This is a genomic window from Spirosoma aureum (assembly GCF_011604685.1).
GTDB classification, from domain to species: Bacteria; Bacteroidota; Bacteroidia; order Cytophagales; family Spirosomataceae; genus Spirosoma; species Spirosoma aureum.
In genome coordinates, this window is record NZ_CP050063.1 from 6,315,397 (window position 1) to 6,331,066 (window position 15,670).

Here is a 15,670-nt window from a genome sequence, read left to right on the forward strand (position 1 = left end):
CAAATAAGTTTCGATCTCAAGCCGTCAAATACTAATTGTTCATCCCTATTTTGGTCAAAACCTAAATCCTATGCTGTCAAAATACTTTTGGATGACCGGCTCGTTGATCATTATTACATTAGGATGTATTCACCTGTATTTGACATTTTTTACCACTGCTTTTTCGTCAAGAAATGAGCCGATGATTCAGCAGATGAAAGCCACTTCGGCTATGCTAAACCCAGCCATAAACATGTGGAAGGCCTGGATTGGGTTTAATGCCAGTCACAGTAGTGGGCTATTGTTTATTGGCTTGGTTAATTTCTATTTAGCGCTTCGCTACTTTAGCTCTGTTCAGTCCGACCCTTTCTTTTTTCTTGCTACAATCTTTGCGATTGGCTTTTACGTTTGGTTAGCCCAAAGGTACTGGTTTACCCTACCCTTGGTAGGCGTATCGATAGCCCTAATTTGTTTCGTAGCGTCTTACATTTTGAGCTTGGTAAACGATTAATTGAGTATCGACTAGTCTGTCTAGCTTATCTATCAGTAGGAGCGTGGCTGTTGCACAACTCTATTTACTGGGTTACGGAGCCAATAAAGTATAAGGCCAGGCAGTCAGGAACTACCAAATGGCCTGTTTTACACGTCAAAAGTTTCGAAAATCGCTATGGTTTAGGCATTGTTGGGGTTGTGCAACAGCCACGAGCGTTTAGGGAGACGGTTACTTTTTAATATCTGTCCAATGCTAACAGTCGAATACGGTATAAACTCTCAACTAACTTCGTTACTATTTTTGCAGTTGACAACAAAGCGGCAGCGGCCGGCTACTGCTCAGGCCAACCCAAATCTATGCAATCGTATTCAACCCCCAAAGACATTATTCGCCTGGAGCGAATGAATAAAACCTTCACTAAATATCACTTAGGCGATGGCCGGGTGCTGCATCATTTTACGGCGGCCAATGACGAACTGTTTCATGATCACCCATGGTCTTTTCGCACGACCATTTTGTCGGGGGGGTACATTGAGGTAGTAGCAGAGCCAAAAGGCGACGGGACGTTAGCCCTGACCAGTCACAAGCGCCTACCGGGGACAACGCACCATGTCCAGGCGGGAACGATCCACAAGCTGAGTGGGCTCCTGAAAGGGGACTGCTGGACAATCATTGCACCCGGTAAGCCTGAGCGCAAGTCGGGCTTCTATAAGGCGGATGAAGCTGGCGTCTGGCACCGGTTCTGGAACCAGCGAAAATGGCGATTAATGGTAGCGGTACCGAGTCCAGCCTGAAACACCAACTCCCCAAACCAGCGTTTTCGCGAAACTCCTACCGCTGGCGATAATCTATCTGAAATTTTTGTAGATTGACTACCATATTGGCACTTATTGAAAACTCTGATGCATGTCATCCATTAGGTTGCACTTATGAAAGGATCACTACTTTTTACCTTTGTCATAGGATTGGCACTGGCTTGTCAACAGGAAAAGACTAATTCGGTCGAGACTACAACCGATCCTAACTCCCAAGAGTCAAAGCAGGAAAGAAACAAACGGATTGTGCTAGCTCGGATGCACGGATTTGAGTCAGGCAATGTGGATTCAGTCATCAGAGCCGAAAATACGGTCGTCGATTTTATCGACCGTCGAGAAGGCAGTGCTCCCAAAAAAGGGATTCAAAACGCCCGAGCTGGTTTACTGCAATTGATGAAAGCTTTCCCCGACTATAAGGGCACCAATTTTATGGCCGTAGCGGAAGGGGATGATGTACTAGTTTATGGCGAATGGAGTGGTACCTGGAAAAATGATTTCCTAGGCCAGAAAGCCACAGGTAAGTCCTTTAAGACCAATGATGTGGCTATATTAAAGTTGAGCTCAGAAGGGAAAGTATTGGAGCATCACGGCATTCAACCTTTTGCCACAATAGCTAAGCAAGTCGGACTGCGCCTACCTGAACAGCCTTAAACGCTTTTATGATGAAAAAATAAATTATCCCCTTGTTATATAAGTGCGTATACGAAACTCCAGCCTAAAGACCGTCTCGTCAAACGCCCCTTTTTTTAACTTCAAAGAAATAGTGATCTTAGCTACTTGCGCCAAAGGAATGACTGTTCATTATCCAGCCCTGTTAACGTTGACTAGATTCGCCAATGAATAAGCCGCTATTGGACGTTATTGTGGTTGGCGCGGGGCATGCTGGGATTTGCGTCAGCTATTATCTGACCAAACTTGGAGTCAGCCATCTGGTCTTTGAGCAGGGACGAATCGGGGAATCCTGGCGTTCCCAGCGTTGGGATTCGTTTAAGATGAACTCGGCTAACAAATTGAATCTGCTTCCCCAACAGGAGCCCTATTTTGGTAACCCCGAGGCCTTTACTGGTGCAATTGAATTTGCTTTGGCGCTGGAGACCTATGTACAACAGAAAAATCTGCCGGTCAAAGAATACTGTCCGGTGGTGGCCGTGCATACTGACCAGAAACGAGCTGTTTTTCGGGTTACCGTCTCTCCAGAGGGCAAAGAGACAACTTATTTCAGCCGGCAGCTTGTTATCGCTTCGGGTGGGCAGAATAGGATTCTACTGCCTCATATTGCTCATCACCTACCCAAGTCGGTGGTGCAACTGCACGCCAGTGAATACAAAAATGCTCATCAACTTCCTGACGGAAATGTACTGGTGATAGGGAGTGCCCAATCCGGAACCCAGATCGCCCAGGATTTGCTGCGTTCGGGTCGGAATGTTTTTCTCTCGACGGCCCGGGTTGGCCGGATTCCAAGACGCTACCGGGGCAAAGATATTTTCGACTGGTTGGTTGAGATTGGGTTTTATGATACCCCTACTGACGAAATAAGTTCCTCGTCTTTGTTACAGGTCAGAAACCCGCAGGTGTCGGGAGCCGGTGAGCGGGGGAAAACCACGAGCTTACAGTCCCTAGCCAGAAGTGGAGCCGTCATACTGGGCCGAGCGGACCGAGCCCAGGCAAATACTATTTATTTTCAGCCCGATACAGCTGAGAACGTTAGGTATGCTGACGAATTTTCTCGGCATGTGAAACAGCTCATCGATGAGTACATTCAAACGAATAAGGTGTTGTCTCCCCTTGCCGAGATTGACTCGGATGATTTGCCGGATGAAGATGCCTCCTGTGCGTCTGATCTAACTCAACTGAATCTAGTAAAGGAGACAATTACCTCAATCATCTGGACGACCGGGTTTAGGGGCGATTTTAGCTATCTGAAACTGCCCGTGCTCAATGAGGAGAAGTTACCCAGGCACCGAAACGGAGTTGGCGCAGTCAAGGGACTTTATTTTATCGGGCTCCCCTGGTTAAGGAAACGAAAATCGGCGATAATCCTAGGAATCAGAGAAGATGCGGAGTTTATTGTTGATCAGATTGTAAAAAGCAGCTTCCAAGGCAGTAAGTAAAAAACACGCCCGAAAGAATTCTATCGTTTCCCTTCAGAAGATTGGATCGTTCCTTCCATAAGGGCTGATCCAGCAATAAATCCTCGTATGCGACGGATAGTCATCGACAAATAGTAAAATAACCCGTCAAATTAAACGCCCGTTTTCAATGGTAATCTGTTTAATCTGAAAATGATAGTTGCCGAAAAACCAGAGGGGGTTACTGACTGGGAATTAATAAGTTCTAGCTGTTTTTGCCTTTTAACAGGCTATTACCCGCTTCTATAGTTCAACTCTTGATCGACTTATCCCCGAAGTAGCGTAAAGACAGCCTGAGCAAAGTCAGCTCGTAAATTCTTGTCAATCAGTGTATCGTACAAATCGGACAGGACAATGACTTGCTTTTGGGCGGTGTCAAGCTGGATCACAAAATTTAAATTGTAGGTTATTCGGTCACCCCGACCAGTCCTGGTTACAAACTCATGCCCCGTCTCGTAAGGTCGGAAATAATCCACTGTGGTAACGACTAGGTAATTGTTCGAATCTACCCACTGCTTGTAATAAATTAAAAAACCGCCTACTTGCCCAGGTAAACTGCTTAAGTGAGTCATCAACTCGCTGATTTCTAGTCCGGCTTTAAAGTTCATCCTATCCACGGGTCTGTAAAGCGACAGAGCGAATTCTTCACCCAGAGCCGTATTTTGCTGGAGTTGCTTGCTAAAGCGATTCGTAGCTTTTTTCAAAGCCCTATTTTGAAAAAAAGGGTAGAGCATGAAGGCGAGACTAATTATGACAGACAGCGTCCAGACAATAATAAACTCGGTGTAATGCATTGGGCGAGGGGTTCATAGCCTAAAAGCTTTAGTTGTGATCAACCTAACGCCCATTTCTTGAAGCATATCCATTCGACTTTCTTCGTCTCAGTTAGGAGCGAATTATGAGACATAAATTTTTTTAATATCTGTCCAACGCCATCCGTAGCATACAGGGTATTTTTGATAGATTTACTGAATGTCATAAATCCTTCTTTTCCGAATTGCTTCGCTTAATTAAGTCATTGGTTTTCATAACTATAAAATTTGAGTTTACTTCGTAGCGGATTTACCGTGTTGATTACAAGGCCTGCGCTACCCAGGATACGCGGTACCGAGTTCAACCTTCGGGACGCGCGTATTGATTTCTTGATGAGTGATCAACAAATAGAATGGACACCCCGTTGAAGTTGCTCGTCGTGGAGGACGACATGATCATTGCTGCCACCATCGCCCTGCAACTCACTAAACTTGGCTATGAGGTGAGTGGGATTATGCCTAGGGGCGAAGAAGCCATTCAACATGCTGAAACCAACCGACCTGACCTGATTCTGCTCGATATCAGTCTTAAAGGCGCACTCGACGGTATCGACACAGCCCACGCAATCCACCAGCAGTGGAACATCCCGATTATTTACGTCACGGCCAATACCGACGAAGCTACCTTTAACCGGGCAAAAAAAACTCGTCCCTACGCCTTCATCTCCAAGCCTATCCGGGCAATTGAATTGCAACGAGCTATCGAGCTGGCCATCAGCCGCCTGGCCGATGAGTCGCCCAACTCTGCCAACCCTGCCCCCGATGCGCCCTTTGTACTCAGTGACCGGATTTTTGTGCGGCACCGCGAAAAGATCGTCAAGATTTTCATCGCCGATATTCTCTACGTGGAAGCTGACCGCAACTACTGTCACCTCTGTACCGTAGACAAAGAATACCTGCTGACAACGACCCTGAAGGTGATGGAAGACAAACTCCCGGCGGCCTATTTTGTACGCGTGCATCGATCCTATCTGGTGAATCTGACGCTGGTTGATGAGGTGGGCGAAGGGCATATCGGGATCAAGGGGAAAACGATTCCTCTGAGCCACAACCTGCGCGAGGCACTGCTGAAACGAATCCAGACTATTTGAGGGTCAAGATCAGCTACTTGATCAATCGGAACGCTGCTCATTCCCTCCTTCGGTAAGTAATTCCCTCCCTTCGGACAGTAAACGGATGCGTTCGTCCGGGCGAACTTGGTTGGGGAATACGCTGGCGATAGTTTCGATCCGTTGTCGGCCAAATCGCTCTGCCGGGCTGATAGGGCCGCTCCGTTCAAGACCACACCCAAACTAGGCTTAACCATGCCGTTTCCGTTTGCCACTATTCGTTCGCCAGCGATTTTTAGCTTCCTGTGGCTGGCGCCGAACATGACGCTCATGCTGAACGGCAAAGCCCCGGTCAACGCTACCCGAAACGTGTATAGTTATGCGTTGGCTTCTCAGGAGATGGGAATGCAGTTCAAAACCGCCCACGTACCGCTTAGCGAGTGAGCCGACGTTTGATCCTCATACAGGCTTCTAACGTTCATCTGAAGCCGTTTTTCCCGTTAATCCAAATCCCCAAAACCAATCAAACTACACCAATGAAAACCAACCAGGTACCACTGATGCTGGCTGCACTTGCGGCTACGCTTGTATTCACGGCTAGCTGCAACTCGCCCGCCAAAGAAAGTGCCGTGACGGTCGATAACGCCACACTCAAAAAAGAAAACGAAACCGCCAATATTGAGTTCGCGGGCTTCATCGCCAAAGGCGACTCGGTGGGTATGGCCAATTTTTATACCGAAGACGCCAAACTGATGCTCTCAAATGCACCAGCCATCGTGGGCCGCAAAAATATTCAGACGGCCATACACAACGTCCTCGGTTTTGGAATCGCCAAAGCTGAGTTTACCACTATCGACGTATGGGGAACCGGCGATTTCGTGTCGGAGGAAGGCCAGGCAAGCCTTTTCGATAAAAACGGTACTCAGGTGATTAAGGACAAGTACATCGTCCTCTGGAAAAAGGAAGCTGGTAAATGGAAACCCTTCCGCGACATAACCAATTCCGATCTACCTCTGCCTGCGGCTAAGTAGGTCAATACAGCCAATCAACCCTATTTAAAGATAGCCCATTGAAAACCAACCAAGTATCCCAGATGTTGGCCGTTTTTACGGCCTTGTTCCTGTTTGCCGCCGGTTGCAATTCACCCGCTAAAGAAACGGCTACCCAAACGACCGACGCGTCGGTCCAGGCATCTCAACCAGTCCAGGTAGATGAAAAGGAAATTGACACCCTCACCAAAGAATTTTTTAAAAACGTTGAGAAACTGGATATCGAGACGTGCATGTCGTTCTTCGAAGATTCACCGGATTTTTTGTCAATTAATCCAGATGGCACCGTTGGGGACTACGGCTCACTTAAAAAACTGAATGCAGATGGATTCAGCCAGATGGCTTCGTTCAAACTTACGCCCAAAAAGGAAGCCATCCGGATACTATCCGACTCACAGGTTCTCTACGCATTCAACCACAGTCAGGACGCTACGCTCAAAAACGGCCAGAAATTACACTACGAAAACGTTTCCGGAACGATGCTCTTCACCAAAATCAATGGCGCGTGGAAAGCGACGTTTTACCAAGAGTCTGCATCGGCACCTGTAGTGCTAAAGTAGTGAGTTCCATAGCCGAGGTCCGAAGACGCTGACCTTAGTCACTGCAATTGGCAGCTGTAGCAGGACTCTATGCTGAGACAAGCCACCTAATTCAATTGTACTTATGGTTTATTATTACACATCCGACGTATACTCACTCCGCTCTTCGACTACCGTAGGATGTATCATTCTGTTTTGTCTCGTTTTACTGGGTGGATTGACAGCTCAGGCTCAGCGAACCTGGACGGGCGCTACCAGTACCGACTGGAACACGGCTGGCAACTGGAACCCGGCCAACTTGCCCACCGCCAGCGATGATGTGATCATTCCATCGGCCCCGTCCAGACAACCTATTCTCAGTACGGCAGGGGTAGCCAAATCTGTGGTGGTCAACAGTGGGGCTTCGCTGAGCATCACCAGCGGGGGAACACTGACTATCAATGGCGCTACGAACGATGGGCTGAATAATAGTGGTATAGTTAGACAGGCCGGTACGTTGATTATCGGCAGTTCAGGCGTTACGTTAGGAGGGTTTGGTATCCTGAATGCAGGTACGTTCACGAACGAGGCCAGTAGCGGAGTGATTCAGATTGACAGGGCTACGGGTGGCATTGGTAATGCTTCTTCCTTTACCAACGCGGGTCAAATTCGGATGGGAACCGCAGTGCCACTTACCCAGCAGGGCATCCGAAACCGGACTCAGCTCGCGGGGATCACGGCCATGTTTACCAATGCGGCAGGGGGCATCATTCAGGTTGAGCAGTCGGGCGTCAACAGCATTCAGAATGATGTGAATTCGAGCTTCATCAACTCGGCGACCATCACCATGGGCGCATCGACCACGAGTGGGAATGCTGGTATTTTTAATTCGGGTACATTCACGAATAATACAGGGGGTGAAATTCGCGCGGACCGATCCAGTACGCTCGGTATATCCAATGTCGCCAGTGCCACGATGACCAATTCGGGAAAGCTCGTAGTAGGTAATACCGCATCGGTTGGTACGAATGGTATCGAAACACAGGGAACATTCACCAATACGGCAGGGGGCGAAATTCGGGTCGATCGGGGTAGCTCCGGAATCGTTCTGAGTGGGACAGCCACCGTAACCAACTCGGGTACGATTGTTATTGGGGCAGTTGCGGGGTTAGCTTCATCGGGAATCGGTGTTCTGGGGTCGGGTCGCTTTCTCAATAATGCAGGGGGCGACATTCGGATCGACCGAGCCGAGACGGGCATTTTAACAGGGGCGACCTCCTCCACGATGATCAATTCGGGTTCGGTTGTCATTGGTACCATTGCCGGAAACGGGACTACTGTCGCCGGTTATTTCAATAATTGTCTTCGCAATAAGGGAACCCTGACCAACACTGCAACGGGTGTGCTTATTCTTGATCGGGGCGCTTTCTACGGAATTTTACACGAAACAGGTGTATTCCAGAATACAGGCCAAATCAAGATTGGCTCCATTGCCCCCCTCCCTGCCAGTTTGAATGGGCAAACAGCTCCGGTGGGGATTAGCAATTTGGCGCCGTCTAGCAATTCGGCCGGGGGCGATATCCGTATTGACGGGGGAAGTACGGGTATTCGAAACTTTAATTCATTGACCAATACGGCTCAGATCACGCTGGGTGGGACGACGACCCTAACGACCGGCATCGACAATTCTAAGGTCACGAGTGTTACGAGTATAAATGGTCAGTTCGTAAACGATGCAGGGGGGATTATTCGCATTGATCAGGTACTGACTGGCTTATCAAACAATGGGGGGGTGTTCAGCAACTCGGCTACCCTGATCATTGGCGCTACGCCAACGGTCAGCAACATTTGCATTCTAAACTATGCCGGCGGATCGTTTACGAATGCCGTAACGGGGCTCGTTGATCTCCATATTTCCGGGACTTCCTCTGATGCGCTTGCTAATGCTACTTCATCGGCGGGTATGACGACGTTTGCCAACAGTGGAACCTTAGTCATTGGCCGCGCGGTATCAACCACGTATTCATTTGGCATCAATAATGAAGCGTCCTTTACGAACACAGCTACGGGCTTGATTCGGGTTGATGGGACCAACTTTGGTATTTATAATGGTATTCCGACAAGCTCCAGCGCGGTCTTTGCCAATAACGGAACTATCCGGCTTGCCTTTCAGGAAACGACTGGGCAGCCAGGCAGTGGTATCTGGAACCTTGATAAATTCAGCAATCAGTCGGGCGGTAAAATATACATAGATGGCTATCTCGGCCCTGGGCTTCTGAACAGTATAAAGGGAGAACCGCTGGCGTCCAGAACAACCGGAACCGCCAATTTTCAGAATGTGGGACTGATCCAGATCGGAGCCAGCGTCCAGAATGGTCTGGCGGGCATTCTCAACAACCAACAATTCAGTAACAATACCGGTGGATTTATTCAGATTGATCGGACGGGGCAGGAGGGAATTAGTAATACCAATAGTGGCACCTTAACGGCCAGTTTCACCAACAATGCCACGATTTCCATCGGTACGTCGGCCAGCATTGGAACGGATGGCCTTTTCAATACGGGTACGTTCGCCAATGGTTCCTGTGCTACGTTGACGGTGTTCGATAATCTAGCCAACGGGAGCAGTTTCACCAATTCGGGCCTGTTTACCCTTAGAACCTCACAACTCCATAGCAACACAGGTACGTTGACGAACAACGGGATTCTGGAATATCCGCCAGGTAATCCCATTCCCAACGTAACAAATAATAAACTAATTGCCGCGCCTGTTAGCAGTTGCAGCCCCTCTTTCATCCCAGCCCTCCAATTGGGCGGCAACAACAATCAGCTAACGGTTGGCACTACGTGGTATTCCGATCAGGCGTTGACCCAGATAGCGGGGACCTACAACCAGAGCACCAATACGTTCGCACCCATCAACAAGACGCCAGGTAGCAGTCAGGTCGTTTATTTTTCGGTGTTGGACAACGCCAGTGGTTGCAGCAAAACTGTCTCTGTATCCACAACCCTGAACGCTACGTTACTGGTTGTCAACATTGCGGCTAATCCGTCATTAACCATCGCCACAGGGCAGAGCACTACGTTGACGGCATCATCCGGAGCGCCGGCCGGAGCTACTACGTATCAGTGGAGCACGGGGGCCAGTACGCCGTCCATTTCGATAAATACAGCCGGAACGTATTCGGTAACCGGCACCACTGGCGGCTGCTCTTCCGTAACCAGCGTAGTGGTAAGCGTTACGTGTACACCTGTATACGTAACACAGACTGGTGCGGGTTCACAGAATGGCAGTAGCTGGAGCAATGCCTATGCCGGAACATCGCTACAAACGGCTATTAATCAGGCGGCTACCTGCGTTGGCATTGGCTCGGTCTGGGTGGCCGCGGGTACGTATAAACCAACCACCACCAACGACCGCGACGGTACGTTCACGATGCGCCCCAACGTAGCGATCTACGGCGGATTTGTCGGCAACGAAACCTCGCTTAGCCAACGCCCTGCCATCAGCGTCACGGTTCCCTCCAGTACGACCCTCAGCGCCGATATTGCCAACAACGTCAATGTCAGTGCCTACAATCTGTTTCGCAACGGCAACAACCTGACCAACACGGCTGTTCTCGATGGCTTTGTATTAACTTTTGCCCTCGCTAATAACACTGGCGCTCAGGCTGGAAAAGCCGTTGGTGGGGCCATGTACAATGAAGCGGTCGGAGGAGTCTGTAGCCCAACCATCCGCAACTGCTGGTTTATGAACAATTACGCCTTAACCGGTGGGGGGGCTCTCTACAATTATGCTTCCAACGGAGGTGATGCCAGCCCGATTCTTGAGAATTGCCGTTTTCAGAACAATATCGTGCAAAATGGCAGCGGTGGAGCCATCTATAATCGCGCCCAGAGCGCCAGCGGCCAGCTTAATTACAACACTAAATCAAGCCCCAAAATCCTGAATTGCCTGTTCGTTAACAATGTAGCGTCGAGCGGAAATGCCACTTCTGATGGCGGTGGTGCCCTCTACAACTATGCCTATGGTGGCACCGCCAGTCCGATCATTACAGGTAGTTCGTTTCAGAACAACTCAGCCACCATCCGGGGTGGAGCTATCTGCACCAATGGCAGTGACGACGGTGCCGGAAGTTACACGGGTACGGCCAAGCCGGTTCTGATCAACTGCTCGTTTCAGGGCAACTCGGCCCCTGTCGGACAGGGGTCGGTCATGGCGAATATCCACATCAATAGTGCCACCAGCACCAATGCCACTGCTACATTGGTGAACTGTATCGTCTTCAACAACAATGGTTCCGTGCCTTTCGCTAATACGTCGGGAGCTACGGTAAGCTTATCGTACAGTTTGTATGAGCCGGGCGTTGACAGCCAATCGGGCAATACCACTGGCACAGGTACTATTTCAACCAACGTATCACCCTTCGCTAGCACAACTGGTACGCAACTGTCTACAGGGTCAGCCGCCATCAACGCGGGCAACCCAGCCTCGACTACCGCTACGTTAGGAACGAGTGTGGATCTTGGTGGCAATCCCCGAATTGTGGATGGCCGTATCGACATGGGCGCGTATGAGTATCCGATTAGTGCCTGTCAGGGGCCTATCACCACCGTTAAAGCCGGAAGTTGGGACGACCCAACAGTCTGGTCGTGCGGGGCAGTGCCGGTGCTTACGGATGTGGTTCAGCTCAACCATGCTGTCAGTCTGCCAGGCAGCTATATAGCCCAGGTCAAAACGCTACGCTACGGCGCGGGTGGGAAGTTGACTTACCAGACCGGGGCACAAGTGAGACTAGGCTTTTAAAGATATTGGGTAGTTCACCGGACTATCCGTTTAAACTCAATTTAATCATGAAGACCAAATCTTCTATACGAATCTTGGCCGCTTTTGCTGCCCTTCTCCTGTTTGCCGCCGGTTGCAACACCACTGCCAACGAAAAGCCTACCACTACCGAAGAACTGTCCCAGATGAACAGGGACTTTGCCGCTGCGATCAATGCCAAAGATGCCGTGGCGGCTGCGAACTGCTATGCCGATGAGGCTACGTTGTATCCGCCCAATGAGCCTGCCGTTACAGGTCGGGAGGCCATTCTCAACTACTGGAAGGGGGCTATTGACGCGGGGGCCACCCATGTATCCATCAAAACGGTTGCTACGGGTAGTGACGGGAACCTGGGGTGGGAAACGGGTCAATTCCAGATGGATGTAAAAACGCCCGATGGAAAAGTCGTGGTCGATCAGGGCCGGTACACCGAGTTGCTCAAACGCAATACAGACGGGAAATGGGTCTCCATCATGGGTATGTGGAATGCCGATGCACCACCCGTCCCTTGACAGATCGCTTTCACTGGCTCCGAAAACCTATTTTCGTATCTTGTGAGCTACAGCATTCCGGTTGTCCCAAGATGGGTAAATACGTTGTTTTTAGGTGGCTCCTCCTGCTATTGTGCCTGTCCGGCGGACGCGGACAGGCACAATCCACGGTGCTTTACTTCGACGAACCCCCCAAAGAGACGCTGGGTCGCAACCGAAATCAATTAACCATCAATCGATTCTTTACTGACCGCGACGATTTTCTCTGGTTCGTCACCGGCAGTGGCCTGAGCCGGTACGACGGCCATGAGATCGTAACGGTGCGCTTTGATCCAGCGGATTTGAACTCCCTCTCCTCGGCGCGGGTGGCGGATATGATTCAGGATGAGCGAGGCACGTTCTGGATAACCACCCGCGACGGGGGCCTGAATGCCTACAATCAGCGAACGGGCAACGTGACCCATTTTCGACACCTACCCACCAACAAAACCAGTTTATCGTCGGATAAGCTTCGGTTTCTTCAACGCGATGAATCCGGTTTTCTCTGGATTGGCAGCGATTATGGTATGAATCGGTTTGACCCCAAAACGGGCCGTACTGTCCGTTTTTTGCCCAAACCAGGCGAGCCAGGGCAATTACAGGGCAACCCGCTGTCGCCTATTCTGGTTGAATCGGTGGCCCAATCCAGGCCGGGCCACGCCAGGCCGGGCTATATTTACGTTTGCACAACGGCTGGGTTCGAGCAGTTTGACCGAACCCGTAACCGTTGGCGGTGCTTTCCGACGGTAACTAAATCCGGGGTGCCCGTCATCAACGCTACCGATGGTCTCAATGTGATTAACGGCCTCTGCCAAGATCGTCGCGGCCTGATCTGGATGGGTGTTCCGGACCAAACCGGGCTGCGGGTTTTTAACCCTAAAACAGGACAAATCAATTGGTTCGATAGGCGAACGGCCGACGGAAAACCCATTCCGTTTCCAAACGTGATTCTGGAAGATCGCGCGGGGCGGCTTTGGCTTTGCAGCGATAACGACATCTTCCGCATTTCAGCCGACCGGACCGTCGTGGAGCAATGCACACCCGTAGCCATCAGCAATGGGGAACAGCTCAAGGAACTGGTAACGCTGTACGAAGATAGACAGGGGTTAATCTGGCTGGAGAGAGCAAGCGACAAAAATCCGCTTTTTTTCGACCCCCGTCAGGAACGCCACCCCAACATTCCATTGCCAAAATTTAAGAACACGGCCGGTGGGGTTTCGACCCGACCCGTAACGGAGTCCCTCATGCCCGACCCGGAAGGCTTCCTTTGGATCAGTACCGATCTGGGTCTGATTCGCTATAATCCGGTCCAGAATGAAATGATGATTGTCTTGAAACAACCCCTCACCTATTTCACCAGCCCACTGTCAGGTGCGGCCGGAACCAGCTCCAATCGCTACCTGCTTGTAGGCGCGGAGGCTGGCTTATTCGTTTACGACAAAAAAACGAGTCGTCTCACACCCGTCCGTTTAGATAAGACGGGGCGTAATACGATCCAAAATGCCATTGCTTCGGTTATTGACGGGGATGGCGACCTCTGGATTTCAACCTGGGGGAAAGGGCTTTTCCGCATTCCAAAGGGTAGCTTATCCGTCGAGACGGGGCTGGTGAGTACTTATGAACAATGGAAAAACGACCCTACCAACGCCAATAGTTTACTCTCCAATACGCTCCAGAAAATTGCGGTCGATGCCCAGAACACCGTGTGGGTCTGCGGAGCCGCTCACGGCCTTAGTCGGGTAAACAAACGAACCCGGCACGTGCAGCGGTTTGTACTCCGGCAAGGCGACCTCTATGGACTGGCCAGCAACTACACCTTTGCGCCCGTGATTGATAAACAGGGTGATGTATGGATAACGAGTGGGTATGCGGCTCCCTTACAGAAACTGTCGGTCAAAACGGGGCGATTCAAAAAATATGGTGCAGCCAACGGGTTCACGGACGATTATTTTGCCCACGCTACCCTCGACAGAACCGGCAAAATCTGGTTCAACCAGCATCAGGTGGTATCCTGTATCGACCCCCTTACGGAGCGCGTAACCACCTTTCCGCAGTTTGTCGGCAACTCGGTTTACTCGACGCCCATTACAGCGCTGGCGACTACCGGCGAGATTTATTTCGGTTGCCAGAACAACTTACGGCGGTTTGGGCCAACCGATACCATCCACCACATTCCTAAAGCGTCATCACCGCTGCGGTTGGTGAGCGTTTCCTGCTTCGACACCGACGGAACGCAAACCATGCGGCCCATGCCCCAGGATCGCTGGCGAGCCAATGTACTGGCCTTGTCGCACCGGGAAAACACCCTAGAACTAAAATTTGCGCTACTGGATTACCGCAACACCAGCAGTCGTGCCTATGCCTATTCCCTGACCGGACCGAATGACGAGCCAAAATGGATAAGCATTGGCCCCAATAACACCGTTGATTTTGCCCAGATGAAGCCGGGAACGTACCTGTTCCACCTGAAAGCCCGCAATAGCGATGGAATTTGGACCAATCTAGCGCCCCTCCGTCTACACATCAGCCCACCCTGGTGGCAAAGCCTTTGGGCCTATGCGGCTTATGGGCTGCTGCTGTTACTCGGCTTTTGGTACTTATTGACGATCCGTCTGCGGGAACAGGCCCGCGAACTGGCCCTGCAGGAAGCCGTTGTCATTAAACAACAGCGCGACGAGATTGCTCAGAAAAACGCCCAGAACGAACTGCTGCTGAAAGAGATTCATCACCGGGTCAAGAATAATCTGTCCGTGGTGTCGGGACTGCTCGCCTTGCAGTCGGCTAAAGTGACTGACCCCAACGTACAGGAAGCCATACAGGCCAGTCAAAACCGGGTGCAGAGTATGGGCATCATTCATCAGAAACTCTACCAGGGCAAGCAATTAGGGGCGATTGAAATGCGCGATTATTTTAACAATCTGGGCGAAAGCATTCTCGATTCATTCGATGCCGCCGGCCGCATTACCATCGATTGTTCAATGCCCGAGCTAGTACTGGATATTGACACGGCGATTTCGATAGGATTACTAACGAATGAGTTAATCACTAACTCGCTTAAATATGCATTTGTCGGTAAGGACAACGGCCTTATCCGCATCAGCCTGACGCGGATGGGCGACGATTCGTTGCTGTTGATGGTAGCTGACAATGGTATCGGTAAACAGCCTGTGGAAGCCGTCAATGAAACGGGCTTCGGCACCCAGTTAGTGGAGCTGCTTACCCGCCAGCTTGAAGGCACGCTCACCTACGAAAACCAGAATGGGACGTTGGTCAAACTCCACTTCAACCGGGCAGTTATTACCTAAATCTAGACAAAATCAGAACCCTGTAGTTGACCGTTTGCTTATCTAGCAACTAATTTCCGGCTTTCGATAGGGGGCGTTTTCGTTATGTGAGAACCTGTTGATTACCGTACCGTATCGTCTCCTCCTTCTGGTCGTTTTCGACCACGAAAAGGGTAATAAAAATCGA

At 50.4% G+C, this 15,670-nt stretch carries 12 protein-coding genes; 11 read left to right on the forward strand and 1 reads right to left on the reverse strand.

Annotated elements, in window-relative coordinates; translation table 11 throughout:
* Nucleotides 1-91: 91 nt before the first annotated feature.
* From G8759_RS36570 to G8759_RS25025, 4 genes are all read left to right on the forward strand, one after another.
* Complete coding sequence (locus tag G8759_RS36570; RefSeq protein ID WP_449448595.1) at nucleotides 92-490, forward strand: LIC_13387 family protein; 399 nt, start codon at nucleotides 92-94, stop codon at nucleotides 488-490.
* A gap of 338 nt (nucleotides 491-828) precedes the next feature.
* Nucleotides 829-1,266, forward strand: coding sequence for a hypothetical protein (locus G8759_RS25015; protein WP_167214297.1), 438 nt, complete (start codon nucleotides 829-831; stop codon nucleotides 1,264-1,266).
* 135 nt (nucleotides 1,267-1,401) lie between these two features.
* The gene (locus G8759_RS25020) at nucleotides 1,402-1,938 is read left to right on the forward strand and encodes an ester cyclase (RefSeq protein WP_167214300.1); all 537 of its coding nucleotides are present in this window, start codon (nucleotides 1,402-1,404) and stop codon (nucleotides 1,936-1,938) included.
* Nucleotides 1,939-2,123: 185 nt separating this feature from the next.
* Nucleotides 2,124-3,398, forward strand: a complete 1,275-nt coding sequence (locus G8759_RS25025; protein WP_167214303.1) for a flavin-containing monooxygenase — start codon at nucleotides 2,124-2,126, stop codon at nucleotides 3,396-3,398.
* A gap of 284 nt (nucleotides 3,399-3,682) precedes the next feature.
* Here the strand turns inward: G8759_RS25025 and G8759_RS25030 are convergent, their stop codons facing one another.
* The gene (locus G8759_RS25030) at nucleotides 3,683-4,210 is read right to left on the reverse strand and encodes a hypothetical protein (RefSeq protein ID WP_167214306.1); all 528 of its coding nucleotides are present in this window, start codon (nucleotides 4,208-4,210) and stop codon (nucleotides 3,683-3,685) included.
* A gap of 371 nt (nucleotides 4,211-4,581) precedes the next feature.
* Between G8759_RS25030 and G8759_RS25035 the strand changes: the two genes are divergently transcribed.
* From G8759_RS25035 to G8759_RS25065, 7 genes are all read left to right on the forward strand, one after another.
* On the forward strand, nucleotides 4,582-5,319 hold the full coding sequence (locus tag G8759_RS25035) for a LytR/AlgR family response regulator transcription factor (protein WP_167214309.1): 738 nt from the start codon (nucleotides 4,582-4,584) through the stop codon (nucleotides 5,317-5,319).
* A 105-nt stretch (nucleotides 5,320-5,424) separates the two neighbouring features.
* Nucleotides 5,425-5,721, forward strand: coding sequence for a hypothetical protein (locus tag G8759_RS36020; RefSeq protein WP_232073934.1), 297 nt, complete (start codon nucleotides 5,425-5,427; stop codon nucleotides 5,719-5,721).
* A 92-nt stretch (nucleotides 5,722-5,813) separates the two neighbouring features.
* Nucleotides 5,814-6,308, forward strand: a complete 495-nt coding sequence (locus G8759_RS25045) for a YybH family protein (RefSeq protein ID WP_167214312.1) — start codon at nucleotides 5,814-5,816, stop codon at nucleotides 6,306-6,308.
* A gap of 38 nt (nucleotides 6,309-6,346) precedes the next feature.
* Nucleotides 6,347-6,886 (forward strand): nuclear transport factor 2 family protein, encoded by a 540-nt coding sequence (locus tag G8759_RS25050; RefSeq protein ID WP_232073935.1) that lies wholly within the window; start codon nucleotides 6,347-6,349, stop codon nucleotides 6,884-6,886.
* A gap of 103 nt (nucleotides 6,887-6,989) precedes the next feature.
* Nucleotides 6,990-11,651 carry a beta strand repeat-containing protein gene (locus tag G8759_RS25055; RefSeq protein ID WP_167214315.1) on the forward strand — a complete coding sequence of 1,554 codons (4,662 nt, stop codon included), beginning with the start codon at nucleotides 6,990-6,992 and terminating at the stop codon, nucleotides 11,649-11,651.
* 47 nt (nucleotides 11,652-11,698) lie between these two features.
* Nucleotides 11,699-12,181, forward strand: coding sequence for a YybH family protein (locus tag G8759_RS25060; RefSeq protein ID WP_167214318.1), 483 nt, complete (start codon nucleotides 11,699-11,701; stop codon nucleotides 12,179-12,181).
* 71 nt (nucleotides 12,182-12,252) lie between these two features.
* Nucleotides 12,253-15,504 (forward strand): histidine kinase dimerization/phosphoacceptor domain -containing protein, encoded by a 3,252-nt coding sequence (locus G8759_RS25065; RefSeq protein WP_167214324.1) that lies wholly within the window; start codon nucleotides 12,253-12,255, stop codon nucleotides 15,502-15,504.
* The last annotated feature ends 166 nt before the right edge of the window (nucleotides 15,505-15,670 follow it).